The organism is Pseudomonas sp. 5.2 (genome assembly GCF_059025405.1).
Genome location: NZ_JBYBHH010000022.1, coordinates 25447 through 49370, shown reverse-complemented (window position 1 = coordinate 49370; position 23924 = coordinate 25447). Strand labels below are relative to the sequence as shown.

The 23924-nt window shown below is 61.1% G+C and carries 20 protein-coding genes and 2 tRNA genes; 13 read left to right on the top strand and 9 right to left on the bottom strand.

What is annotated here, in order from left to right; all coding sequences use genetic code 11:
* Nucleotides 1–56 precede the first annotated feature (56 nt).
* The 12 genes from tpiA (at nucleotide 57) to AC5PZ0_RS25770 (ending at nucleotide 11000) form a co-directional block, all read left to right on the top strand.
* Nucleotides 57–812, top strand: coding sequence for a triose-phosphate isomerase (gene tpiA / locus AC5PZ0_RS25825; RefSeq protein ID WP_493856013.1), 756 nt, complete (start codon nucleotides 57–59; stop codon nucleotides 810–812).
* Between the two features lie 4 nt (nucleotides 813–816).
* Nucleotides 817–1212, top strand: a complete 396-nt coding sequence (secG, locus tag AC5PZ0_RS25820) for a preprotein translocase subunit SecG (RefSeq protein ID WP_027595026.1) — start codon at nucleotides 817–819, stop codon at nucleotides 1210–1212.
* A gap of 20 nt (nucleotides 1213–1232) precedes the next feature.
* Nucleotides 1233–1318, top strand: a tRNA-Leu gene (locus AC5PZ0_RS25815).
* Nucleotides 1319–1417: 99 nt separating this feature from the next.
* Nucleotides 1418–1494, top strand: a tRNA-Met gene (locus AC5PZ0_RS25810).
* A gap of 130 nt (nucleotides 1495–1624) precedes the next feature.
* Complete coding sequence (gene rimP, locus AC5PZ0_RS25805) at nucleotides 1625–2083, top strand: ribosome maturation factor RimP (protein ID WP_033694237.1); 459 nt, start codon at nucleotides 1625–1627, stop codon at nucleotides 2081–2083.
* 59 nt (nucleotides 2084–2142) lie between these two features.
* Complete coding sequence (nusA, locus tag AC5PZ0_RS25800) at nucleotides 2143–3624, top strand: transcription termination factor NusA (RefSeq protein ID WP_027595024.1); 1482 nt, start codon at nucleotides 2143–2145, stop codon at nucleotides 3622–3624.
* Nucleotides 3625–3651: 27 nt separating this feature from the next.
* Nucleotides 3652–6180 carry a translation initiation factor IF-2 gene (gene infB / locus AC5PZ0_RS25795; RefSeq protein WP_085274238.1) on the top strand — a complete coding sequence of 843 codons (2529 nt, stop codon included), beginning with the start codon at nucleotides 3652–3654 and terminating at the stop codon, nucleotides 6178–6180.
* Between the two features lie 116 nt (nucleotides 6181–6296).
* Nucleotides 6297–6695, top strand: a complete 399-nt coding sequence (gene rbfA, locus AC5PZ0_RS25790) for a 30S ribosome-binding factor RbfA (protein WP_027595022.1) — start codon at nucleotides 6297–6299, stop codon at nucleotides 6693–6695.
* 3 nt (nucleotides 6696–6698) lie between these two features.
* The gene (gene truB, locus AC5PZ0_RS25785) at nucleotides 6699–7616 is read left to right on the top strand and encodes a tRNA pseudouridine(55) synthase TruB (RefSeq protein WP_027595021.1); all 918 of its coding nucleotides are present in this window, start codon (nucleotides 6699–6701) and stop codon (nucleotides 7614–7616) included.
* A 147-nt stretch (nucleotides 7617–7763) separates the two neighbouring features.
* Nucleotides 7764–8033 carry a 30S ribosomal protein S15 gene (gene rpsO, locus AC5PZ0_RS25780; protein WP_012274241.1) on the top strand — a complete coding sequence of 90 codons (270 nt, stop codon included), beginning with the start codon at nucleotides 7764–7766 and terminating at the stop codon, nucleotides 8031–8033.
* A gap of 247 nt (nucleotides 8034–8280) precedes the next feature.
* A complete protein-coding gene (pnp, locus tag AC5PZ0_RS25775) occupies nucleotides 8281–10386 on the top strand; it encodes a polyribonucleotide nucleotidyltransferase (RefSeq protein WP_264311527.1) in 2106 nt (701 codons plus the stop codon).
* Nucleotides 10387–10649: 263 nt separating this feature from the next.
* The gene (locus AC5PZ0_RS25770; protein ID WP_012274238.1) at nucleotides 10650–11000 is read left to right on the top strand and encodes a BON domain-containing protein; all 351 of its coding nucleotides are present in this window, start codon (nucleotides 10650–10652) and stop codon (nucleotides 10998–11000) included.
* 80 nt (nucleotides 11001–11080) lie between these two features.
* Here AC5PZ0_RS25770 and AC5PZ0_RS25765 read toward each other — a convergent pair whose 3' ends face one another.
* Complete coding sequence (locus tag AC5PZ0_RS25765; RefSeq protein ID WP_027595019.1) at nucleotides 11081–11383, bottom strand: heme-binding protein; 303 nt, start codon at nucleotides 11381–11383, stop codon at nucleotides 11081–11083.
* A gap of 60 nt (nucleotides 11384–11443) precedes the next feature.
* Here AC5PZ0_RS25765 and AC5PZ0_RS25760 point away from each other — a divergent pair, with 60 nt between their 5' ends.
* Entirely contained in the window at nucleotides 11444–11857 is a 414-nt protein-coding gene (locus tag AC5PZ0_RS25760) for a VOC family protein (protein ID WP_186683020.1), read from the top strand.
* Between the two features lie 129 nt (nucleotides 11858–11986).
* Here AC5PZ0_RS25760 and AC5PZ0_RS25755 read toward each other — a convergent pair whose 3' ends face one another.
* The 8 genes from AC5PZ0_RS25755 to AC5PZ0_RS25720 form a co-directional block, all read right to left on the bottom strand.
* A complete protein-coding gene (locus AC5PZ0_RS25755; protein WP_493856012.1) occupies nucleotides 11987–14917 on the bottom strand; it encodes a DUF748 domain-containing protein in 2931 nt (976 codons plus the stop codon).
* 78 nt (nucleotides 14918–14995) lie between these two features.
* Nucleotides 14996–15865 (bottom strand): oxygenase MpaB family protein, encoded by an 870-nt coding sequence (locus AC5PZ0_RS25750; protein ID WP_099455344.1) that lies wholly within the window; start codon nucleotides 15863–15865, stop codon nucleotides 14996–14998.
* 41 nt (nucleotides 15866–15906) lie between these two features.
* Complete coding sequence (acs, locus tag AC5PZ0_RS25745) at nucleotides 15907–17841, bottom strand: acetate--CoA ligase (protein WP_493856011.1); 1935 nt, start codon at nucleotides 17839–17841, stop codon at nucleotides 15907–15909.
* A 256-nt stretch (nucleotides 17842–18097) separates the two neighbouring features.
* Nucleotides 18098–19762, bottom strand: coding sequence for a glucose-6-phosphate isomerase (gene pgi / locus AC5PZ0_RS25740; RefSeq protein WP_493856010.1), 1665 nt, complete (start codon nucleotides 19760–19762; stop codon nucleotides 18098–18100).
* Between the two features lie 144 nt (nucleotides 19763–19906).
* Nucleotides 19907–20770 (bottom strand): pantoate--beta-alanine ligase, encoded by an 864-nt coding sequence (gene panC / locus AC5PZ0_RS25735; protein WP_027595013.1) that lies wholly within the window; start codon nucleotides 20768–20770, stop codon nucleotides 19907–19909.
* Nucleotides 20767–21567, bottom strand: coding sequence for a 3-methyl-2-oxobutanoate hydroxymethyltransferase (gene panB / locus AC5PZ0_RS25730; protein ID WP_027595012.1), 801 nt, complete (start codon nucleotides 21565–21567; stop codon nucleotides 20767–20769). Before panB ends, panC begins: the two co-directional genes overlap by 4 nt.
* Nucleotides 21568–21817: 250 nt before the next feature.
* Entirely contained in the window at nucleotides 21818–22297 is a 480-nt protein-coding gene (gene folK, locus AC5PZ0_RS25725) for a 2-amino-4-hydroxy-6-hydroxymethyldihydropteridine diphosphokinase (RefSeq protein WP_493856009.1), read from the bottom strand.
* Entirely contained in the window at nucleotides 22294–23682 is a 1389-nt protein-coding gene (locus tag AC5PZ0_RS25720; RefSeq protein ID WP_027595010.1) for a polynucleotide adenylyltransferase PcnB, read from the bottom strand. The genes folK and AC5PZ0_RS25720 overlap by 4 nt, the downstream gene beginning before the upstream one ends.
* Nucleotides 23683–23924 lie beyond the last annotated feature (242 nt).

Below are 23924 nucleotides of genomic sequence, written 5' to 3'. Positions count from 1 at the left end.
CCAGCGCAGATCTGGTTGGGTAAGATCTGCGCCCACTTTGACCGACGAGGTAAAGCATGCGTCGCCCTATGGTAGCTGGTAACTGGAAGATGCACGGTACCCGCGCCAGCGTCGCTGAGCTGACCGAGGGCTTGAGCAATCTCGCCCTGCCGATCGGAGTGGAAGTCGCGGTGTTTCCGCCGGCCTTGTTCATCAATCAAGTGATTGATGGCCTGGCAGGTAAAGAAATAACTGTCGGCGCACAGAATTCTGCTGTACAACCCGAACAGGGTGCGCTGACCGGCGAAGTTTGTCCGGAACAGCTGGCCGAAGTGGGCTGCAAGTTGGTGTTGGTTGGGCATTCGGAACGTCGCCAGATCATTGGTGAAACCGACGAAGTGCTTAACCGCAAGTTTGCAGCCGCACAGGCTAAAGGTTTGAAGCCGGTGCTGTGCATAGGGGAAACCCTTGAAGAGCGCGAGGCTGGCAAGACACTCGAAGTTGTCGGGCGTCAACTAAGCAGTATCATCGAAGCGTTCGGTGTTAAGGCTTTTGCCAATGCAGTAATTGCTTATGAGCCTGTATGGGCCATCGGCACTGGCTTAACGGCCACGCCACAGCAGGCTCAGGATGTGCACGCCGCCATCCGTAGTCAGCTGGCGGCAGAAGATGCTGAAGTGGCTGCGAAGGTGCAGCTGCTCTACGGCGGCAGCGTGAAGGCGGCCAATGCGGCCGAACTGTTCGGCATGCCGGATATCGATGGGGGGCTCATTGGTGGAGCGTCCCTGAACGCAGACGAATTCGGTGCAATTTGTCGCGCCGCAGGAAACTGAACAAATGCTGGAAACAGTCATCGTTGTTTTTCATCTGTTGGCAGCGCTGTCGCTAGTAGTGCTGGTACTGTTACAACAGGGTAAAGGTGCGGAAGCAGGTGCATCTTTCGGCGCAGGGGCCTCAAACACTGTGTTCGGAAGCCAAGGTTCTGCAACCTTCCTAAGTAAATTCACTGCAATACTCGCTGCCACTTTCTTTTTGACAGCACTTGGGTTAGGATACTTCGCCAAGGAACAAGCTCACAAGCTGACCCAGGCGGGCCTTCCAGATCCAGCAGTATTGGAAGTGAAAGAGCAGAAGCCGGCAGTAAATGATGATGTACCGGTGCTCCAACAGCAGAAGAGCGAAACTGCCCCTACAACGGGTGATGTACCTCCTCCGGCAGAAGAGCAGAAGTAACGGGTTTCAAATGTAGTATTGCCGAGGTGGTGGAATTGGTAGACACGCAACCTTGAGGTGGTTGTGCCCATAGGGTGTAGGGGTTCGAGTCCCCTTCTCGGTACCAATTGAAGCAAGAGAGCCCGCTTTATGCGGGCTTTCTTGTAGGTGGAGGTCGGATTGACCCAGCACTGGGTTCAGTCTTATACTTTCGCCCCAGCTTTGTCGCGGGGTGGAGCAGCTTGGTAGCTCGTCGGGCTCATAACCCGAAGGTCGTTGGTTCAAATCCAGCCCCCGCAACCAGCTTCAGCGGAGCCCCTTTTCAGGGGCTTTTTGCTAGCCGAACAGTTTTCGGCGTCGTTGTCCAACGGCGCTTTCAGGGATGGGCGCTTCGCCCATTTTTTATTTGCACAGCATGCACGAGGGGGTTCAGGTGTCGAGCAAGCTAGAACAGTTGCAGGCCTTGTTGGCCCCGGTTGTCGAGGGTCTGGGCTATCAGTGCTGGGGGATCGAGTACGTTTCCCAGGGTAAGCATTCGGTACTGCGCATCTACATCGATAAGGAAGACGGGATCCTGGTTGACGACTGCGAAGCGGTCAGCCGTCAGGCCAGCGCCATTCTTGATGTGGAAGATCCGATCAGCAGTGAATATACCCTTGAAGTGTCGTCTCCAGGCATGGATCGCCCGCTGTTCACTCTGGAACAGTTTGCCTCGCATGCCGGCGAACAAGTGAAGATCAAGCTGCGCTCACCCTTCGAGGGTCGTCGTAACTTCCAGGGCCTTCTCCGCGGTGTGGAGGAGCAGGATGTGGTGGTCCAGGTGGACAATCAAGAGTTCCTGTTGCCGATCGACTCGATCGACAAGGCCAATATTATTCCCAGTTTTGACTGAGACGTGCCGGGCCCGGCGGACTATCCGGGCCCAATGGCTTGCGCAAGGCGAGGCGTACGATGAGCAAAGAAGTACTGCTGGTTGTTGAATCGGTATCCAACGAAAAAGGTGTACCGCCCGGCGTCATTTTCGAAGCGCTGGAAGTGGCCCTGGCCACTGCAACCAAAAAACGTTTTGAGGACGAAGTCGACCTGCGTGTGGAAATCAACCGCCACACCGGTAGCTACGAGACCTTCCGTCGCTGGACCGTGGTCGATGAAGCCGATCTTGATGATCCGGCGATCGAGACCTGGTTGAGCAAGATCCACGAGACCCACCCTGAAGCCAAGGTCGGTGACGTGATCGAGGAGAAGATCGAGTCTATCGAGTTCGGTCGTATCGCCGCCCAGACCGCCAAGCAGGTCATCGTGCAGAAGGTCCGTGAGGCCGAGCGCGCCCAGGTGGTCGATGCCTACCGCGAACGCGTGGGTGAGATCATCTCCGGTACCGTCAAAAAAGTTACCCGCGACAACGTCATCGTTGACCTGGGCAACAACGCCGAGGCCTTGTTGGCTCGCGAAGACATCATTCCCCGCGAGACTTTCCGCGTTGGTGTGCGCCTGCGTGCACTGCTCAAGGAAATCCGCACTGAAAACCGTGGCCCTCAGCTGATCCTGTCGCGCACTGCGCCACAGATGCTGATCGAGCTGTTCCGCATCGAAGTGCCGGAAATTGCCGAGGGTCTCATTGAAGTCATGGCTGCATCCCGTGATCCGGGGTCGCGAGCCAAGATCGCCGTCCGCTCCAAGGACAAGCGTATCGACCCGCAAGGTGCCTGTATCGGCATGCGCGGTTCGCGCGTCCAAGCCGTATCCGGAGAGTTGGGTGGTGAGCGTGTGGATATCGTCCTCTGGGACGATAACCCGGCGCAGTTCGTCATCAACGCTATGTCGCCGGCTGAAGTCGCGGCGATTATCGTTGACGAGGATGCCCATGCCATGGACATCGCCGTCGCCGAAGACAACCTTGCCCAGGCCATTGGTCGTGGCGGTCAGAACGTTCGTTTGGCCAGTCAATTGACCGGCTGGACCTTGAACGTGATGACCGAAAAGGACATCCAGGCCAAGCAGCAAGCAGAAACCGGTGACATCCTGCGCAATTTCATCGATGAACTGGAAGTCGACGAGGAGCTGGCCCAAGTGCTGGTCGACGAAGGCTTTACCAGCCTCGAAGAAATTGCCTACGTACCGTTGGAAGAAATGCTCAACATCGATGGCTTTGACGAAGATATCGTCAATGAGCTCCGCGCTCGAGCCAAGGACCGTTTGTTGACCAAGGCCATCGCTACCGAAGAAAAACTGGCAGACGCCCATCCGGCCGAAGACCTGCTCTCCCTTGAGGGCATGGACAAGGACCTGGCGGCGGAACTGGCGGTGCGCGGCGTGGTTAACCGCGAAGACCTGGCCGAGCAGTCGATTGACGACCTGCTCGACATCGACGGCATCGACGAAGAGCGTGCCGGCAAGTTGATCATGGCCGCCCGAGCCCACTGGTTCGAGTAATTAGGCGCGGCCTGAGGAGAGAAGTGCATGACGCAAGTCACGGTGAAAGAACTGGCCCAAGAGGTCGAGGCACCGGTAGAGCGCCTGCTGCAGCAGATGCGTGAGGCAGGTCTGCCGCACACCGACGCCGGTCAGGTAGTGACCGACAATGAGAAGCAGACCCTGCTGACTCATTTGAAAAGCAGCCACAAGAGCAAGGCGGAAGAGCCGCGCAAGATTACCTTGCAGCGCAAGACCACCAGCACGCTGCGTGTCGCCGGTAGCAAAAGCATCAGCGTAGAAGTACGCAAGAAGAAAGTATTCGTTCAGCGCAGCCCGGAAGAAATCCAGGCTGAGCAAAAACGCGAGCAGGACGAGCGCCGTGCGGCCGAAAACGCTGCGCGCGACAAGGTTGACGCCGAAGTTCGCCAGCGCAACGAAGAGCAGGCCCGTCGTCACGCTGATGCCGCCCCTGCGGCCCCAGCTGCCAAACCGGCTGCCGCTGCTAGCGCTGCTGCACCTGCCCCGGCACCTGTAGTCGCTGACGCGCCTGCATCGGAAGATGCCGCCGCACGTGCCGCCGAACGCAAAAAAGACGAGACCCGTCGCAACGAAAGCCGCACTCGCGATGACGACCGTCGTCGTGGCGAAGCGCCTCGTGTGTCGATCAAGGTCAAGGTCAAGGAAAAGGAAAAGGCGCCGACTCCGCGTGCTGCTCCGCGTACCACCGACGAAGAGAGCGATGGCGCTCGTCGTGGTCGTGGTGGCAAGGGCAAGCTGAAGAAGCGTAATGCTCACGGCTTCCAGAACCCGACCGGCCCCGTCATCCGTGACGTGACCATCGGCGAGACCATCACGGTCTCGGAACTGGCCAACCAGATGTCCGTCAAGGGCGCTGAAGTGGTCAAGTTCATGTTCAAGATGGGCACCCCGGTTACCATCAACCAGGTGCTCGACCAGGAAACCGCTCAGCTGATCGCAGAAGAGCTGGGCCACAAGGTGACCCTGGTCAGCGATACTGCCCTGGAAGACTCCCTGGCCGAATCGCTGAAGTTCGAAGGCCAAACCGAATCGCGTGCCCCGGTCGTTACCGTCATGGGCCACGTTGACCACGGTAAGACCTCGCTGCTCGACTACATCCGTCGTGCCAAGGTTGCTGCTGGCGAAGCCGGCGGTATCACCCAGCACATCGGCGCCTACCACGTGGAAACCGACCGCGGCATGGTCACCTTCCTCGATACCCCGGGCCACGCTGCGTTCACTCAGATGCGTGCTCGTGGTGCCAAGGCGACCGACATCGTCATCCTGGTGGTGGCGGCGGACGACGGCGTGATGCCGCAAACCCGTGAAGCCGTTCAGCATGCCAAGGCTGCTGGCGTCCCACTGGTTGTCGCAGTGAACAAGATCGACAAGCCAGGTGCTGACCTCGACCGCATTCGCAACGAGCTGTCCGTCGAAGGCGTGACCTCCGAGGACTGGGGTGGTGACACGCCGTTCGTCAAGGTTTCGGCCAAGATGGGTACCGGCGTTGACGAACTGCTCGAAGCCGTTCTGCTGCAGGCCGAGATCCTCGAACTGACCGCTACCCCGACCGCTCCAGGTCGTGGTGTCGTCGTCGAATCGCGCCTGGACAAGGGCCGCGGCCCAGTAGCGACCATCCTGGTTCAGGACGGTACGCTGCGTCAGGGCGACATGGTCCTGTGCGGCTCCAACTATGGCCGCGTACGTGCCATGCTCGACGAGAACGGCAAGCCTGTGAAGGAAGCTGGCCCGTCGATCCCGGTCGAGATCCTTGGCCTGGACGGTACCCCGGAAGCCGGTGACGAGCTGTCGGTGGTGGCTGACGAGAAGAAAGCCCGCGAAGTTGCCCTGTTCCGTCAAGGCAAGTACCGCGAGGTCAAGCTGGCCCGTGCTCACGCTGGCAAGCTGGAAAACATCTTCGAGACCATGGGTCAAGAAGAGAAGAAGACCCTCAACATCGTCCTCAAGACCGACGTACGTGGTTCCCTGGAGGCACTGCAGGGTTCGCTCGGCGGCCTGGGCAACGACGAAGTTCAGGTTCGCGTGATCGGTGGCGGCGTAGGTGGTATCACCGAGAGCGACGCCAACCTGGCGCTGGCGTCCAACGCGGTGCTGTTCGGCTTCAACGTGCGTGCCGATGCCGGTGCGCGCAAGATCGTCGAGCAGGAAGGTCTGGATATGCGTTACTACAACGTGATCTACGACATCATCGAAGACGTCAAGAAAGCCCTGACCGGCATGCTCGGCAGCGATGTTCGCGAGAACATCCTGGGTGTCGCCGAAGTACGTGACGTGTTCCGTTCGCCGAAGTTCGGCGCCATCGCTGGCTGTATGGTCATCGAAGGTACCGTGTACCGCAACCGTCCGATCCGCGTACTGCGCGAAGACGTTGTGATCTTCGAAGGCGAGCTGGAATCGCTGCGTCGCTTCAAGGACGACGCTGCCGAAGTACGTTCGGGCATGGAGTGCGGTATTGGCGTCAAGAGCTACAACGACGTCAAGGTCGGCGACAAGATCGAAGTCTTCGAGAAAGTCCAGGTGGCTCGTACCCTCTAAGGGCGAGCTTGCCGCAAGCCCCCGCTACAGGGCGGTTGGCGGCGCCTTTATAGGTAGCGCCCGGTCAGGCATCAGCCTGACCGGGCGTTTGCCGCTTTAAGTTACAGGTAGCAAGAATGGCCAAAGAATATAGCCGTACCCAACGTATCGGTGATCAGATGCAGCGCGAGCTGGCTGAACTGATCCGCCGCGAAGTCAAGGACCCACGTGTGGGTCTGGTGACCATCACTGCCGTGGACGTCAGCCGCGACCTGGGCCATGCCAAGGTGTACATCACCGTCATGGGCGAGGAAACGCCAGACGCCGTGAAGCAGTCGCTGAAGGCGCTGAACAGCGCTGCCAGCTTCCTGCGTCTGCACCTGGGGCGTTCGATGCAACTGCGCAGCGTGCCCCAGCTGCATTTCCACTTCGATGAAAGCGTCAGCCGCGGTGTACACCTGTCGGCGCTGATCGAGCGTGCAGTGGCCGAAGACCGCCTGCACAAGGATACCGACGAGCTGGACACCAAGGAGTAAGCGGTGGCCCAGGTCAAACGTATTCGCCGCAACGTCAGCGGCATCATCCTGCTCGACAAGCCGCTCGGCTTTACCTCCAACGCGGCACTGCAGAAGGTCCGCTGGTTGCTCAATGCGGAGAAGGCTGGCCACACCGGCAGCCTCGATCCGCTGGCCACCGGCGTGCTGCCACTGTGCTTCGGTGAAGCGACCAAGTTTTCGCAGTACTTGCTCGATTCCGACAAGGGCTACGAAACCGTCATGCAGATGGGGCAGACTACCAATACTGCCGATGCTGAAGGCGAGGTTCTGCAGACCCGTGAGGTGACCGTTGGTCGTGCCGACATCGAGGCCCTGCTGCCACGTTTTCGCGGCCCGATCAGCCAGATACCGCCGATGTACTCGGCACTCAAGCGCGATGGCCAGCCGCTGTACAAACTGGCACGTGCTGGAGAGGTAGTGGAGCGCGAGGCGCGTTCTGTTACTATTAACCGCTTGGAGTTGCTCGAGTGCGAAGGCACCCGTGCACGGCTCAGTGTAGGATGCAGCAAAGGCACCTATATCCGCACCCTGGTGGAGGATATCGGCGAAGCCCTTGGCTGTGGCGCCTATGTCGCAGAGTTGCGCAGGACCCAGGCCGGGCCCTTCGCACTGGCACAGACGGTGACCCTCGAAGCACTCGAACAGGCCCATGCCGAAGGCGGCAACGAAGCGCTTGATCGCTTCCTGATGCCTTCCGACAGCGGGTTGCAGGACTGGCCAATGGTCAGCCTGTCTGAACACAGTGCGTTCTACTGGCTGCATGGGCAGGCAGTACGCGCGCCGGATGCGCCGCAGTTTGGCATGGTCCGGGTACAAGATCACAACGCGCGCTTCATCGGTATCGGTGAAGTGAGTGAAGACGGGCGCATTGCGCCACGTCGGTTGATTCGGTCGGAATGACCGAAACCGCAGGGCGAGGCTTCGGCTGAACCCTACGGAATCAAGGGTGGCTGTCAGTAGGCACGGTCACACCTTTCTTATTAATACAGGGATTTGTCCCTGGCCTATTGGACCCCGTTCGCGGGATCCGTTATCAGGAGAAGCCAAATGGCCCTCAGCGTTGAAGAAAAAGCTCAAATCGTTACCGACTTCCAGCAAGCAGCTGGCGACACTGGTAGCCCGGAAGTTCAGGTTGCTCTGCTGACCGCGAACATCAACAAGCTGCAAGGCCACTTCAAGGCCAACGGTAAAGACCACCACTCGCGTCGTGGCCTGATCCGTATGGTTAACCAGCGTCGTAAGCTGCTGGACTACCTGAAGGGCAAAGACACCACTCGTTACAGCGCCCTGATCGGTCGCCTGGGCCTGCGTCGCTAATAGCGGCCTGGTCAGTGGTGTGCATGGCGTCTCATGCATTGGCAACGCTGCCTGGCAGCGTTGTCTTTGGGCGCGCCATGCGTATCTCCGAGGCTGGCAGCCTGGTTACGTTGTGCGGTTTTCCGCGCTTCGGCCAGGCTCCCAGCCTCGTGTTGTATCTGGACGGTCAATGGGGCCGATTCCCCGTTCTGCCCAAGAATTCGCAAGAAACCAGTTCCCCCAAGAGCCACTGAAAAGGTAGGAAACCGTGAACCCGGTAATCAAGACATTCCAGTTCGGTCAATCGACCGTTACTCTCGAAACGGGCCGTATTGCCCGTCAGGCCACCGGCGCAGTGCTGGTCACTGTAGACAACGACGTCACCGTGCTGGTGACCGTGGTCGGTGCCAAGCAAGCCGATCCAGGCAAGGGTTTCTTCCCTCTGTCGGTCCACTACCAGGAAAAGACCTACGCCGCCGGCAAGATCCCAGGTGGTTTCTTCAAGCGTGAAGGCCGTCCTTCCGAGAAAGAGACCCTGACCTCGCGCCTGATCGACCGTCCGATCCGTCCGCTGTTCCCTGAAGGCTTCATGAACGAAGTCCAGGTCGTCTGCACCGTGGTTTCCACCAGCAAGAAGACCGATCCGGACATCGCTGCGATGATCGGTACCTCGGCTGCCCTGGCAATCTCCGGCATTCCGTTCGAAGGCCCGATCGGCGCCGCCCGCGTTGCTTTCCACGAAAGCACCGGCTACCTGCTGAACCCGACCTACGAGCAACTGGCTGCCTCGAGCCTGGACATGGTCGTTGCCGGTACCTCCGACGCCGTTCTGATGGTTGAATCGGAAGCCCAAGAGCTGACCGAAGACCAGATGTTGGGCGCTGTTCTGTTCGCCCACGACGAATTCCAGGCTGTTATCCAGGCTGTCAAAGAGCTGGCCGCCGAAGCTGCCAAGCCGACCTGGGACTGGAAACCTGCCGTTGCCAACACCGAGCTGTTCAACGCCATCCGCGCCGAATTCGGCGAAGGCGTTTCGCAGGGCTACACCATCACCGTCAAGGCCGACCGCTACGCGCGCCTGGGCGAGCTGCGCGATCAGGCGATCGCCAAGTTCTCCGGTGAAGAAGGCCAGCCATCGGCTTCCGAAGTCAAAGAAATCTTCGGCGAAATCGAATACCGCACCGTTCGCGAAAACATCGTCAACGGCAAGCCGCGTATCGATGGCCGTGACACCAAGACCGTTCGCCCGCTGAACATCGAAGTCGGCGTCCTGCCGAAGACTCACGGTTCGGCGCTGTTCACCCGTGGCGAAACCCAGGCCCTGGTCGTTGCGACCCTGGGTACTGCCCGTGACGCCCAGCTGCTGGACACCCTCGAAGGCGAGAAGAAAGACCCCTTCATGCTGCACTACAACTTCCCGCCGTTCTCGGTTGGCGAGTGTGGTCGTATGGGCGGTGCTGGCCGTCGCGAAATCGGCCACGGCCGTCTGGCCCGTCGCTCGGTCCAGGCCATGCTGCCTGCCGCTGACGTGTTCCCGTACACCATCCGTGTGGTTTCGGAAATCACCGAGTCCAACGGTTCCAGCTCGATGGCTTCGGTCTGCGGTGCTTCCCTGGCACTGATGGACGCAGGTGTGCCGATGAAGGCGCCGGTTGCCGGTATCGCCATGGGCCTGGTCAAGGAAGGCGAGAAATTCGCGGTCCTGACCGACATCCTGGGTGACGAAGACCACCTGGGCGACATGGACTTCAAGGTTGCCGGTACCGCCAAAGGCGTTACTGCACTGCAGATGGACATCAAGATCAACGGCATCACCGAAGAGATCATGGAAATCGCCCTGGGCCAAGCCCTGGAAGCGCGCCTGAACATCCTCGGTCAGATGAACCAGATCATCGGCCAGTCGCGTACCGAGCTGTCGGCCAACGCTCCGACCATGATCGCGATGAAGATCGACACCGACAAGATCCGTGACGTCATCGGCAAAGGCGGCGCCACCATTCGCGCCATCTGCGAAGAGACCAAGGCTTCGATCGACATCGAAGACGACGGCTCGATCAAGATCTTCGGCGAAACCAAGGAAGCAGCTGAAGCAGCCCGTCAGCGCATCCTGGGCATCACTGCCGAGGCCGAAATCGGCAAGATCTATGTGGGTAAGGTCGAGCGCATCGTTGACTTCGGTGCCTTCGTCAACATCCTGCCTGGCAAAGATGGCCTGGTGCACATCTCCATGCTGAGCGATGCTCGCGTCGAGAAAGTCACCGACATTCTGAAAGAAGGTCAGGAAGTCGAAGTGCTGGTACTGGACGTGGACAACCGCGGCCGTATCAAGCTGTCGATCAAAGACGTTGCCGCGGCCAAGGCCTCCGGCGTCTAAGCGACTGACGCGCAATAGAAAAAAGAGCCCTTCGGGGCTCTTTTTTTTCGCCTGACGGGAACCTTTTGTACAGTTGCATCTTGCACGCAGGTTTACCTCGCAGGTTGCAAAATGCACGACTCATGCAACTGGATGAAAATGCTAAGCCATTGATTTATAAGCGTTTAAGCGAAGCGGAAAAGCTGGCACAGCACATGCAACTACCTTCATACCTGCAGCCAGGAACAACGGCGCAGACCTTTCGAAAAACAGGAGTGACTCACATGAAGAAGTTCGCCATTGCTGCCGCTACTGCTACCGCTCTGACCCTGACCATGGCTAATGCGGCATTTGCCCAACAGTCCACCCAGGCCCCTATGACGCTGGCGGCCGGTGAGGTGACCAAAGCCAAGGAAGCTACTTCCGATACTTGGATCACCACCAAGGTGAAGGCTGACCTGATGACCGAGAAAGGTGTACCTGGCAGCGACATCAAGGTTGAAACCAACAAGGGTGTCGTTTCGCTGTCCTCTGATGTGGCAGTGACTGACGCGCAGAAAGAGATGGCAGTTGCCATCGCCAAGAAGATCAAAGGTGTTCAGGCCGTTTCGGCTGATGGCCTGAAGTCCGAATAAGGGACGTCCCGTCGGCCAAAAGGATTTGGCCACCAACACAAAAAGCCCCGGCAACCTGCCGGGGCTTTTCTTTGGCTGCTTTAAAAGCCCGGGTTGCGGGCGATTACATCGCTTTCGAAGCAGTCCTGCTCGGCGATCAGCGGCTCAACCAGTGGGCGGCTGTCGCGAAAGTGTGCGGTCTGGGTGTGTGCTTCATAGGCGGCGTCGTCCTGGTAGATCTCGTAGAGGTAGATGACCTCGGGATCTAGGCGGTCCTGGGAGACGTCGAACACCAGGCACCCTGGCTCGTTGGCCACTGATGCAGCGGCATTGACCTTGATGGCCGTCAGAAAAGCCTCGGCGCAACCGGGCTTGACGCGTGTCTTGATAAACAGGCTATACACATGTCACTCCTTTTGTTTTACATTCTAATGTGAATTGTATACAAAAATGGAGTCGCGCCAATGTCTGAATTGCCTGAACGCCCTGGTCGCTTTAACGGCTTGCGCCACATTGCCTTGTTGGTACCCAACCTTGAGGAGTGCGAGCGCTTTTACGTCGACGTGCTGGGCATGGAGGTGCTCAACCGCGCCAATGAAGACCTGGTCTACCTGACTTGCGGTAACGACAACCTGTCATTGGGGCGCGGCGCCGGGGCCGCTAATGGCTTGCAGACGCTCGATCACTACGGCTTCATCGTCGACAGCGTGGAGGAGCTGGAGGCTTGGTATCAGTACTTCAAGGCGCACGGGGTGACCCTGCTGGACCGCCCGTTCAACCACGGTGACGGGGCGCGCAGCTTCCATTTGCTGGACCCGGCGGGGAACAAGGTGCAACCGCTGTATCACCCGGCAGTGTCGGGTCAGCGGCTGGTTTGAATGCATGACCTTGGGTTGACTGTGCTGGCCTCTTCGCGGGTGAACCCGCTCCCACCCGAACTGTGTAGCCTCCAAATCTAGCGCAGATCCTGTGGGAGCGGGTTTACCCGCGAAGGGGCGAGCACTGGCTCATTCGGCATCCAGGTGCATCGGTGTAATTACCCGGCCATCACTCTCGGCCTTGCCCAAGGTCGTGTCGATGAAGTACACCCGGTCATCTTCCAGCTTGCCTTTGTCCACCAGGTAGTCCTTGATGCTGCTGGCCCGCTCCTGGCCCAGCGTGCGTAGCAACGCGGCACTTTCGGCCCAGGACTTGATCACCGCCTCGCGCAACTTGGCAGTGCGCTCGTCGCGGCCAAGCTGTTCCCATTCGGCCGGTGGTTGCTGCTTCAGGCGGGTGCGGTAGATGCCTTCGAGCATCGCCGGCTTGTCGCTGTCGTCGACCACCAGCATCGAAGCATTGGCAGGCACCTTGTCGCCACGACGTTGCAGGATCTTGTACCAGGTGGCCTGGTATTCGCGGTCCAGGCGCTGCTGGGCGATCAGCGGGCCGTCGCTGGTCTGCGCACTGGTGCCTTCGATTTCCAGACGCAGTTCCGGGCGCTCTTTGAGCGCCGAGGCCAGTTTGTCCAGGGAGGACTGGGCATCGCCCGTGAGCTCACTCGAGCCCGGGGCGAACGCGACAGTGCCAAGGTCTTCGGAGCCTCCGCCAGCAATCAGCCCGCCGATAAACTTGAAGGGTGCCTGGGCCGCGCGCAGCACCAGGTTGCGCAGGGTTTGCCAGACGATCGGCATGACGCTGAACTGCGGGTTGTTGAGGTCACCGGTCACCGGCAACTCGATGGAAATCTTGCCCTCGGTGTCCTTGAGCAGCGCGACCGCCAGCCGGATCGGCAGGTCCACGGCATCTGGGCTGTCGACCTTCTCGCCCAACTGCAGTTGCTCGACCACCACTTTGTTCTCGGCCTTGAGCTGGCCGTTGGTGATCAAGTAATGCAGGTCGAGGTTGAGCCGCCCTTTGCGGATACGGAAGCCCGCGAACTTGCCGGAGTAGGGCGTCAGCGTGGTCAGTTCGACCCGCTTGAAGCTGGTGGCGATATCCAGGCTGGCCAGCGGGTTGAACGGGTTGAGCGCGCCTTTGATGGTGACCGGCGCATAGCGGTCGACCTTGCCCTTGATGTCCACCTTGGCCGGGTTCGGCTTGCGGTTGTCGATGGTGCCGATCTGGCCGTTGAGCTGCTGCACGGCGGTGGCGAAGTTGGGCGTAAGGGACAGGTCGGCGAAGTTGGCCGAGCCGTCATTGATGTCGATCTGGCCGATATGGATGCCCAACGGCTTGTCGCTGCTGGCCGGTTTCGCGGCTTTGGCTGCCGGCGCATCGGCCGGCTGAGGGATTAGCAGGTCGTTGACGTTGGTGGTGCGGTCTTCGTTGATGATGAAGCGAGCATAGGGCTGCAGCAAGGTCACCTTGTCGATCGACAGGGCATCACCGTGCACATAGGACAAGCCATCGACGTTTACCTGCTGCCATTTCACGAAGTCGCGGCTCTTGATCGTGTCGAGGGTATGCAACTGGTTGACCTGGGCCTTGCCGGTGACGTTGAAGGCCAGTGGCTCGGTGCTTTTCAGGTCGACCTTGAGGTCGCTGGCAAGCATGCCGCTGCGCAGCTCCAGCAGAATGAACGGGCTGATGTAGGCCTGGGCCACACGCAGGTCGATGTCGCGTGTGCTGACATCCAGCTTGGCCCAGACAGGCGCCAGATTCACTTGGCCGGCAGCCTGCAATTTGCCTTGTTTGCCCACACCGGTGTCGAGTTTGAGCGTGAAAGGCGACTGGTTGAGGCTGTCGAAGCCTTGCAGGTCGACATTGAGCGGGCCGACATCCAGTGCCACCGGTTCTTTCTGGCTACGGTCTGCCAGGTGCACGTTGTAGTTGCGCAGCTGGACGTCCTTGAGCAGCACTTGCCACGGCTTGCTCGGCGCTTGGGCGGCTTTTTCTGCAGGCGTAGGTTCGGCGGCGGCGGGTTCGGCCTTTTCTTTCGGCGTGGCCTTGGCCGGTTGGCTGGCGAACAGCTTCTGCCAGTCGAGCTGGCCGTCTTTTTCCAACGCGGCCCAGGTTTCGAGCTTGTCGCTGCGAATCTTGCCGACGATGACTTTTTGCTTGGCCAGGTCGATAGAGGTGTCACTGACCTCCAGGTTGGCCAGGCGTACCAGTTGGCGGCCATCCGGAGCCTTGATGGCGAACGGCGCCACTTTTACCGAGGTGTTGTTCAGCAGCAGCTCGGTCTCTTTGGACAGGTTGAAGGTGTAATGAGTGTCGAGGCTGATGACGCCTTCTTCCAGCACCAGTGGCACGGCGTCACGCACATACGGCCAGAACGCCTTCATCTTGCCGTCGGTGACCTTCAGGGTGCCTTCGGAAGCAATGGGCGACAGGCTGAGGGTGCCACTCCAGTCGATCTGCCCGCCGTACGGGCCCTTCGCTACCAGGGTCATGTCGGCATTGTCGTCCGGGAGCGTGCTGAGGTTTTTCAGCTCCAGGTTCATGTTGTCGTACAGAAACTCGATCGGCTCGCTCGGGCGCTCGTCCTGGAAGTGCAGGTAACCTTCCTTGAGCTTGATGCTGCCGATGCGCAGCGGGAATGGGTCGCTGGGCGGCTGCTCGGGCTTGGCTTCGCTGGGCGGCAGCTTGAACAACTGGGTCAGGTTGAGCTGCCCGCCCTTGGCGAACAGCACTTCGCTGCGCGGTTTGTCGAGCTCCACCGCTGTCAGGTGCAAGGCGCCATTCCACACGCTGTCGAGCGCAAGGTTGGCATAGAGCCGCTCGAAGCCGACCTGTTCCTTGCCAGGTTCGCCAATTTGCAGGCCCCACAGCGTCAGTTCGAGGCTGAAGGGGTTGAGCTCGATGCGCTGCAGGTGAGCAGGCACGGTGGCATATTGCGCCAATTGCTGATTGGCAATGCGCAGTGCGACACCGGGGAGAATGAGGAAGCCGAGCAGGCTGTAGAGGGCTACGAGAGCCACCATGGCGCCGAGGGCGCGAATCAATCCTTTGTACATGTGTCGCTTCGTCTGTCTAAGCAGGAGTGCTTGGAGTATGGCAGGTTAAATCAGTTCCGCTGAGGCGACCGATTCGCCTCATTCGATACCCATGCGCCGTTTCGCTCGGTGCGCCGAACCATCGCGCATGGCCCAGCGCAAAACCGGTGCAGTGCGTTGCAGGCCGAGGCGGATCAGGCGCCGCTGCAATGGCCCGTGCTGCAGCCCGAGCATGGCTTGGGCCCAGTCGGGCAGCAGGTCGATGCCGGCGTTCAGCATGAGCTTGCCGACAGGTTGTGCCAGGCGGCTGGGCGCCGGGGCGGCAAGCAGGATGTCGACCACCTCATGGCTACGGGCATCGCACTGCAGCTGCGGGCGCATGTGCCTGAGGTAGTCCTCGACCTGCTGGCAGGAGCGCGGCACATCGCGCGCGCCCAGGCGTTCGGCGATCAGGGCAATCTCGTTGTAGTAGGCATCCTGCTCGGCGCGGGGCAGGTGCGGGTTGCGGTAACGCAGGTGGGCCGCGAGGAAGCTGCTGACTTCGGCCACATGCACCCAGGTCAGCAACCCCGGGTCGCTGGCGGCATAGGGGCGGCCATCGGCGGCGGTGCCGGTGACTTGCAGGTGGATGGTGCGGACTTTTTCGATCAGCCACTCGGCGTCGCGGGTCGAGCCAAAGGTGGTGCCGGAGATGAACTGGCTGGTGCGACGCAAGCGGCCGAGCAGGTCTTGGCGAAAGTTCGAATGGTCCCACACGCCGGCCAACGCCAGCGGGTGCAGCAGTTGCAGCATGAGGGCACTGATACCGCCGACCAGCATGCTTGGGAAATCGCCGTGCACTTGCCAGCTGATGCTCTGCGGGCCAAACAGTCCAGGGTCGCCCTTGGGCGATTCCAGGTCGAGCTGGCCGAGGGCCAGCCCGGTAAGGCTCATGACCTGGGTTTCGATGCGGCGGCGAAGGGCTTCCATGGCGACCTGTCGTTCAGGGCGGCCATGAAAGGGGCCGCCAGCTAGTGGTTGAGACGTGTGTCGATCAAGCCCTGAACCACACTCGGGTCGGCCAGGGTCGAGGTATCGCCCAGGTTTTCCAGCTCGTTGCAGGCGATTTTGCGCAGTATACGCCGCATGATCTTGCCCGAGCGGGTTTTGGGCAGCGCCGGTGCCCACTGGATCAGTTCCGGTTTGGCGAAGCTGCCGATTTCCTTGCTGACCAAGGCCAGCAGTTCGGCCTTGAGCGCGTCGCTGGGGTCGACGCCGTTCATGGGGGTGACAAAGGCATACACACCCTGCCCCTTGAGGTCATGGGGGTAGCCGACCACTGCGGCCTCGGCGACGCTGTCGTGCAACACCAGTGCGCTTTCCACTTCGGCGGTGCCGATGCGGTGGCCGGAGACGTTGATCACGTCGTCGATGCGCCCGGTGATCCAGTAGTCGCCGTCGGCATCGCGGCGTGCGCCGTCGCCGGTGAAGTAGTAGCCGGGCATGGGTTTGAAATAGGTTTCGACCATGCGCTGGTGGTCACCATAGACGCTGCGAATCTGCCCGGGCCAGCTGGCCTTGATGGCCAGCACGCCAGCGCCAGGGCCTTCAATGGGGGTGCCTTTTTCATCCAGCAGCACCGGCTGTACGCCGAACATCGGTTGGGTCGCGCAGCCCGGTTTGAGCCGTTGCGTGCTGGGCAGGGGCGTGAGCATGATGCCGCCGGTTTCGGTCTGCCACCAGGTATCGACGATCGGGCAGCGCTTTTGGCCGACTTCTTCGAAGTACCATTCCCACGCTTCCGGGTTGATCGGCTCGCCGACGCTGCCGAGCAGGCGCAGGCTTTTGCGTGAGGTGCTCTGGAGTGGCCCGGAGCCTTCGCGCATCAGGGCGCGCAAGGCCGTTGGCGCGGTGTAGAAGATGTTGACCTGATGCTTGTCGACCACCTGCCAGAAGCGCGAGGTGTCGGGGTAGTTGGGTACCCCTTCGAACATCAGCGAAATCGCGCCATTGGCCAGCGGGCCATAGACGATGTAGCTGTGGCCGGTGACCCAGCCTACATCGGCGGTGCACCAGAACACTTCGCCCTCGCGGTAATCGAACACCACCTTGAAGGTCATGGTGGCCTGCAGCAGGTAGCCGGCAGTGGTGTGCAGGACGCCCTTGGGTTTGCCGGTGCTGCCGGAGGTGTAGAGGATGAACAGTGGGTCTTCGGCCGCCATCGGTTCAGGTGGGTAGTCGTCGCCAGCATGTTCCGTCACCTGGTGATACCAGAGGTCGCGGCCCTCGCTCCAGGCCACATCACCCCCCGTCCGCCGGACAACGAATACGCTGCTGACATTCGGGCAACTGGCCAGGGCCTTGTCGACGTTCAGCTTCAGTGGAATGCGCTTGCCACCGCGGATGCCTTCATCGGCGGTGATCACGGTACGGCAGTCGGCATCGAGGATGCGGTCACGCAGGGCATCGGGCGAGAAGCCGCCGAACACCACCGAGTGCACGGCGCCCAGCCGGGTACAGGCGAGCATGGCGAAGGCGGCCTCGGGAATCATCGGCATGTAGATACACACCCGGTCGCCTTTTTTCACGCCGCGTGCCTTCAGGGCGTTGGCCAAGCGGCAGACCTGGCGGTGCAGTTCGCGGTAGGTGATGGCTTTGGCGTCTTGCGGGTCGTCGCCCTCCCAGAGCAGGGCAGTCTGTTCACCGCGTGTGGCCAGATGGCGGTCGATGCAGTTGTAGCTCACGTTCAACTGGCCACCGTCGAACCAGCGTGCCTGGCCGGTTTTCAGGTCGCACTGTTGCACGCTCGACCAGGGTTTGATCCAGTCCAGGCGTTTGGCCTGTTCGGCCCAGAAGGTGTCGGGGTCTTCCACCGATTGGCGGTAGAGGCGGCGGTAATCGTCGTCAGTGAGGGCGGCGGACTGGCTGACGGCCAGGGCCTGGGGGTAGTCGCGGATATCGAACATGGCGGGTGGTCCTTGCGCTTGTCGGGGGCGATGGACTGCAACGGCTATTCGATTGGACAGTGTAGCTGGGAGAGGTGTTCAACCTGTGCTGGCCGCTTCGCGGGCAAGCCCGCTCCCACAGGCGTGTGGGCTGCCCCCAAGAAGTTGGACACTAATCCAACCCTTGGGGGCTGCCCAGAGACCGCACAACTCTTGAGAATTGTGCAGTACTTGTGGGCGCGGGCATGCCCGCGAAGAAGCCGGCAAAGGCTTCAGATCAACCGCGGTGACGGCCGCGGAAGTAGTTGATCAGGCCCTGGGTAGAGCCATCTTCGGCGCTGTCTTCCTGGCTGCCGACAAGGCGCTGGTAGACACCTTTGCCCAGCTCTTTGCCCAGCTCCACGCCCCATTGGTCGAAGGCGTTGATGCCCCAGATCACGCTCTGCACGAAGACCTTGTGCTCATACATCGCCACCAGTGCGCCCAGGCGGCGTGGGCTAATGCGCTCGACCACCAGGGTGTTGCTCGGGCGGTTGCCCGGGATCACCTTGTGCGGGGCCAGCTTTTCGATATCGGCTTCGTTCAGGCCTTTGGCGCGCAGCTCGGTCTCGGCTTCATCGCGGGTTTTGCCGAGCATCAGCGCCTGGCTCTGCGACAGGCAGTTGGCGTACAGCCACTGATGGTGGTCGGCCACCGGGTTGAAGCTCACCACCGGCACGATGAAGTCAGCAGGAATAAGGTGGGTACCCTGGTGCAGCAACTGGTGGTAGGCGTGCTGGCCGTTACAGCCCACGCCACCCCAGATCACCGGGCCGGTTTCGGTATGCACCGGCGTGCCGTCCTGCAGCACGCTCTTGCCGTTGGACTCCATGTCCAGCTGTTGCAAGTGCTTGGTGATGTTGCGCAGGTAGTGGTCGTACGGCAGGATCGCGTGGCTGCGGGCGCTCCAGAAGTTGCCATACCAGACGCCCAGCAGGGCCAGCAGCACCGGCATGTTCTTGTCGAACGGCGCGGTCTGGAAGTGCTGGTCCATGGTGTAGGCACCCGACAGCAGCTCCTTGAAGTTGGCGGTGCCGATGGCCAGGGCGATCGGCAGGCCGATGGCCGACCACAGCGAATAGCGCCCACCCACCCAGTCCCACATCGGGAAGATGTTCTCTTCACGGATACCGAAGGCGACGGCGGCGGCCTTGTTGCTGGAAACGGCGATGAAGTGGCGATACAGCTCTGCTTCCGAGCCGCCCTGGGCCAGGTACCAGGTGCGCGCGGCCATGGCGTTCTTCAGTGTTTCGAGGGTGTTGAACGATTTCGACGACACAATGAACAGGGTGGTTTCGGCGCGCAGGTTGGCCGACAGTTCGTGGAACTCACTGCCGTCGATGTTCGCCAGGTAATGGCAGCGTACGCCGCGTTGTGCGTAGGGCAGCAGCGCTTCGGAGACCAGTTCCGGGCCGAGGAACGAGCCGCCGATGCCGATGTTGACCACGTCGGTGATCGGCTTTTCGCTGTAACCGCGCCACAGGCCATCGTGGATACGCCCGACCAGCTCGGTGATCTGGTTGAGCACCTTGTGCACTTCCGGCATCACGTTAACGCCGTTGACGCTGAGCTTGTCGCCCACTGGGCGGCGCAGGGCGGTGTGCAGCACCGGGCGGCCTTCGGAGGCGTTGATGATCTCGCCGCTGAACATCGACTTGATCGCATCCTGCAGGCCGACTTCGTTGGCCAGGTTCACCAGCAGGTCACGGCTTTGCTCGGTGATCAGGTTTTTCGAGTAGTCGAGGAACAGGCCGCAGCTGCTCAGGGAGAACTGATCAAAACGCTTGGCATCGGCGGCGAAGGCTTCACGCATGCTGAAGTCTTGCATGGCGTCGCGGTGTTGCTGAAGCGCCTGCCAGGCGGGCAGGGCCGTCACATCATGGGGAGTACGGTAATACGCCATTGCTCAGGGTTCCTTGGTGCGTTGTGAGGCCTTGGACATTGGCCACGGCTGTCAGTTGCAGGCAGTCATTATAGGCATTGGCGGCGCGGGGGGAATGGGGGCGTGAGAGGATATGAAAGGGGCCGCGAGGCAGCCCCCGAAGGCTTACGCGGTCTTGTCTTCCACGTGCAGGTACAGGTTGTCGATCAACCGGGTGTTACCCAGGTAAGCGGCGGCAATCACCACCAGGTCGCGATCATCGATCATGGCCGGGCGCAGGCTCACGGCATGGCGCACTTCCAGGTAGTCCGGGCGGAACCCGGCGGCGGTCAGTTGCGCCTGGCCGTCGGCCACCAGCGCGGCAAAATCACGCTGGCCACGGCCAATGGCCGCCCCGATGTGCTGCAGGGTGCGGTACAGCGCAGGTGCGGTAACACGCTGCTCGGGGGTGAGGTAACCATTGCGTGACGACAGCGCCAGGCCATCGTCGGCGCGCACGGTCGGCTCACCGATGATCTGGATGGGCATGTTCAGGTCGCGCACCATGGCGCGGATCACTGCCAGCTGCTGGAAGTCTTTTTCGCCGAACACGGCCAAGTCTGGCTGGACCATGTTGAACAGCTTGCTGACCACTGTCGCCACACCCTCGAAATGCCCTGGCCGGCTGGCGCCGCACAGGCCTTCGGAAAGGTGGGGGACGCTGACCCGGGTTTGCACGCTCATGCCGTCGGGGTACATCTCTTCGACGGTTGGCGCGAACAGCAGGTTGCAGCCGGCCTGGAGCAAGCGCTCCTGGTCGGCTGCAAGGGTACGTGGGTAGGTGGCGAGGTCTTCGTTGGCGCCGAACTGCAGCGGGTTGACGAAGATACTGGCAACGACAAAGTCGGCCCGCTGGGCGGCCTTGGTCACCAGCGCGGCATGGCCGCTGTGCAGGTTGCCCATGGTCGGCACGAACGCGATGCGCTTGCCTTCGCCACGCGCGCGGCCAACGGCGGCGCGCAGTTCACGGACAGTCTTGACTGTGTTCATGCGCTGAACCCGTGTTCACTGGCAGGGAAGCTTACGTCCTTGACCGCCGTCACGTAGGCGGCGAGGGCGCTTTCGATGTCCGGCTGGCCGGCCATGAAGTTTTTCACGAACTTGGGCACCCGGCCGCTCAGCGACAGGCCAAGCATGTCGTGCAGGACCAGCACCTGGCCGTCGGTGGCGCTACCGGCGCCAATGCCGATGACCGGAATGCTCACGGCCTGGGTGATTTCTGCCGCCAGTTCGCTCGGTACGCACTCCAGCAGCAGCATGGCCGCGCCGGCCTGTTCCAGGGCAATGGCGTCGGCACGCATCTGCCGCGCCTGGGCTTCCTGACGGCCCTGCACCTTGTAACCGCCCAGCACATTGACGGTTTGTGGGGTCAGGCCCATGTGCGCGCACACCGGCACGCCACGTTCAGCCAGCAGGCGAATGGTCTCGGCCAGCCAGGCAGCGCCTTCGAGCTTGATCATGTGGGCGCCGGCCTGCATCAGCGTGGCGCAGTTGGCAAAGGCCTGTTCGGGGGTGGCGTGGGCCATGAACGGCAGGTCGGCCAGAATCAGCGCGCCATCGTTGCCACGTTTGACGCAGGCAGTGTGGTAGGCCATTTCCTGGGTGGTGACAGGCAGCGTGCTGTCATGGCCCTGCAGGACCATCCCCAGCGAGTCGCCCACCAGCAACACTTCGACACCGGCCTGGCTGGCAACCTTGGCGAAGGTCGCGTCGTAGCAGGTCAGCATGGTGATTTTTTCACCCTTGGCCTTCAGGCCATGCAGGGTGGTCAGGGTTACTTCAGGCATGTAGGAAAATCCTCGTTCAGGCGCTGTTAAAACGACTGCATACAACGCGTGTAGTCATCTTCCGGAGCGGCACATCATCGCGCGTGATGTTCGGGCACAGGTCCGTCCGGGCCTAAATACGGGTATGCGGCACTTGGGTGCCACACGGGACGCCTATAGTCGTGAGCGAGGTGGGGGAAGTCAATCACCCTGTTACCGCATTGTTACGATCAGGGTGTTACTGGCGTTACCGCCGTCTGCAGCGCCCGAATTACAGGCGCTCGAGGCCGACGAACGGGCAGGCGCTGATGAGTTGGGCGAGGTCGCGGCCATCGGGCAGGCAGAAGCCTGCGGGCACCAGTTCGGCCAATGGGTAGAGCACGAAGGCGCGGGCGTGCATATGGTAGTGCGGCACCTGCAGCCGCGGCACGTCGATCAGTTGGTCGCCGAACAGCAGGATATCCAGGTCGAGCGTGCGCGGGCCCCAACGCTCTTTGCGCACACGGCCCTGGTCATTTTCGATGGCCTGCAGGGCATCGAGCAGCACCAGCGGCTCGAGCGAGGTGTCGAGCGCAGCCACGGCATTGGTGTAGCGCGGCTGGCCAGGCAGCAGCGAGTCACTGGTGAACAGGCTCGAAGTGGCCACCAGGCGGGTGCCGGTGGCCTGGTCGAGCGCCTGGAAAGCGTTCTGCAGTTGTTCTGCAGGCTCGTCCAGGTTGCTGCCCAGGCCGATGTAAGCGCGCGTGGTCACTCGAACGCCTCTTCGCCACCACGCTTACGCTTGCTGGCGCTACGTTTGCGCTTGCGTGGGCCAGCGCCGGTGCCTTCGTCACGGCTGCCCAGCTCGCGAATCATCTCGCGGCGCTCGCTGTCATTGGCATCCTGGTAGTCAGTCCACCATTGGCCGAGGTCGTCGGTTTCTTCACCCGCGCTTTCACGCAGCAGCAGGAAGTCGTAACCGGCACGGAAGCGCGGGTTGTCGAGCAACTGGTCGGCACGTTTGCCGCTGCGACGTGGCAGGCGTTCCTGCATGTCCCAAATTTCGCGGATCGGCAGGGTGAAACGCTTCGGGATGGCAATGCGTGCGCACTGTTCGGCGATCAGGTCGTGAGCCGCGCCGTTCATGGCCGGGATCGGTGGCACACCTTGGTTTTGCAGGTGCAGCACACGGGCCGGCAGGGCGGGCCAGAGCAGCGCAGCGAAGAGGAAGGCCGGGGTGACCGGCTTGCCCTGCTTCACACGCAGATCGGTGTTGTTCAGCGCCTGGCTGATCAGGGTGTGGGTGTAGGTGGGGCGCTCGTCCAGGGCATGCGCGCTGGCCGGGAACAACGGCTCGAACAGCTGCAGGTCGACCAGCATTTCGAAAGCCATCGCACCTTGGCCGGAGAGGAACAGCTTGAGGCTTTCCTCGAACAGGCGTGCCGGGGGGATTTCGCGCAGCATCGGGGCCAGTTCGCGGATCGGCTGGACCGTGTGCTTTTCGATGCCGAAGTCGAGCTTGGCGGCGAAACGCACGGCCCGCAGCATGCGCACCGGGTCTTCCTGGTAGCGATGGGTCGGGTCACCGATCAGGCGCAGCAGGCGGTTACGCACATCGTGCACGCCGTTGGCGTAATCGAGGATGCGTTCGCTGACCGGATCGTAGTAGAGGGCATTGATGGTGAAGTCGCGGCGTTGCGCGTCTTCTTCCAAGGTGCCGTACACGTTGTCACGCAGGATGCGACCACTGGCATTGTGCGACGAACGGTGGGTATCACCTTGATCGTCTTCCGAGTGGTGGGCGCGGAAGGTGGCGACTTCGATGATCTCACGGCCGAAATGCACGTGGACCAACTTGAAGCGGCGACCAATGATACGCGCGTTGCGGAACTCGGCACGGACCTGTTCAGGGGTGGCGCTGGTGGCGACGTCGAAGTCTTTTGGGGTGATGCCAAGCATCAGGTCGCGGACACAGCCACCGACCAGGTAAGCCTGGTAGCCCGCACTCTGCAGGCGCTCTACGATGTTCACCGCGTGGCGGCTGAACTGGTGGCGTTGCAGCGAGTGTTGGCTCTTGTTGATCACCTCAGGCGTGGTGCGCCTGTGGTGCTGGCCCGGTACGGGAGGGCGGAACGACTGGAACAGCTTCTTCAGCATGGGATGCACTGTTTGAAGGAATGTTCGGCCAAGAATAGGAGAATGGCCGCATGATGGGCGGGGATTCTAGCATTTACTCAAGGAATGGTGTAGGCGGGTAGCAGGATGCCTGCCAGAAGGGAGAAACGACAAGGGGAGCCTAAGCTCCCCAAGAAGTCGTTGCGTGCTCTTATTATTTTTTTGCTGGGCTTCTTGTTTTTGTTGAGTGCCCTGTCCACAAATCGCAAAGCTTGTGGACGACC

Coding starts and splice junctions, on each gene's coding strand:
- secG (WP_027595026.1), top strand. CDS start 817: ATGCTGGAAACAGTCATCGTTGTTTTTCATCTGTTGGCAGCGCTGTCG.
- nusA (WP_027595024.1), top strand. CDS start 2,143: ATGAGCAAAGAAGTACTGCTGGTTGTTGAATCGGTATCCAACGAAAAA.
- rpsO (WP_012274241.1), top strand. CDS start 7,764: ATGGCCCTCAGCGTTGAAGAAAAAGCTCAAATCGTTACCGACTTCCAG.
- acs (WP_493856011.1), bottom strand. CDS start 17,841: ATGTTCGATATCCGCGACTACCCCCAGGCCCTGGCCGTCAGCCAGTCC.
- pgi (WP_493856010.1), bottom strand. CDS start 19,762: ATGGCGTATTACCGTACTCCCCATGATGTGACGGCCCTGCCCGCCTGG.
- panC (WP_027595013.1), bottom strand. CDS start 20,770: ATGAACACAGTCAAGACTGTCCGTGAACTGCGCGCCGCCGTTGGCCGC.
- AC5PZ0_RS25755 (WP_493856012.1), bottom strand. CDS start 14,917: ATGTACAAAGGATTGATTCGCGCCCTCGGCGCCATGGTGGCTCTCGTA.
- AC5PZ0_RS25750 (WP_099455344.1), bottom strand. CDS start 15,865: ATGGAAGCCCTTCGCCGCCGCATCGAAACCCAGGTCATGAGCCTTACC.
- AC5PZ0_RS25770 (WP_012274238.1), top strand. CDS start 10,650: ATGAAGAAGTTCGCCATTGCTGCCGCTACTGCTACCGCTCTGACCCTG.
- panB (WP_027595012.1), bottom strand. CDS start 21,567: ATGCCTGAAGTAACCCTGACCACCCTGCATGGCCTGAAGGCCAAGGGT.
- AC5PZ0_RS25720 (WP_027595010.1), bottom strand. CDS start 23,682: ATGCTGAAGAAGCTGTTCCAGTCGTTCCGCCCTCCCGTACCGGGCCAG.
- AC5PZ0_RS25760 (WP_186683020.1), top strand. CDS start 11,444: ATGTCTGAATTGCCTGAACGCCCTGGTCGCTTTAACGGCTTGCGCCAC.
- tpiA (WP_493856013.1), top strand. CDS start 57: ATGCGTCGCCCTATGGTAGCTGGTAACTGGAAGATGCACGGTACCCGC.
- infB (WP_085274238.1), top strand. CDS start 3,652: ATGACGCAAGTCACGGTGAAAGAACTGGCCCAAGAGGTCGAGGCACCG.
- rbfA (WP_027595022.1), top strand. CDS start 6,297: ATGGCCAAAGAATATAGCCGTACCCAACGTATCGGTGATCAGATGCAG.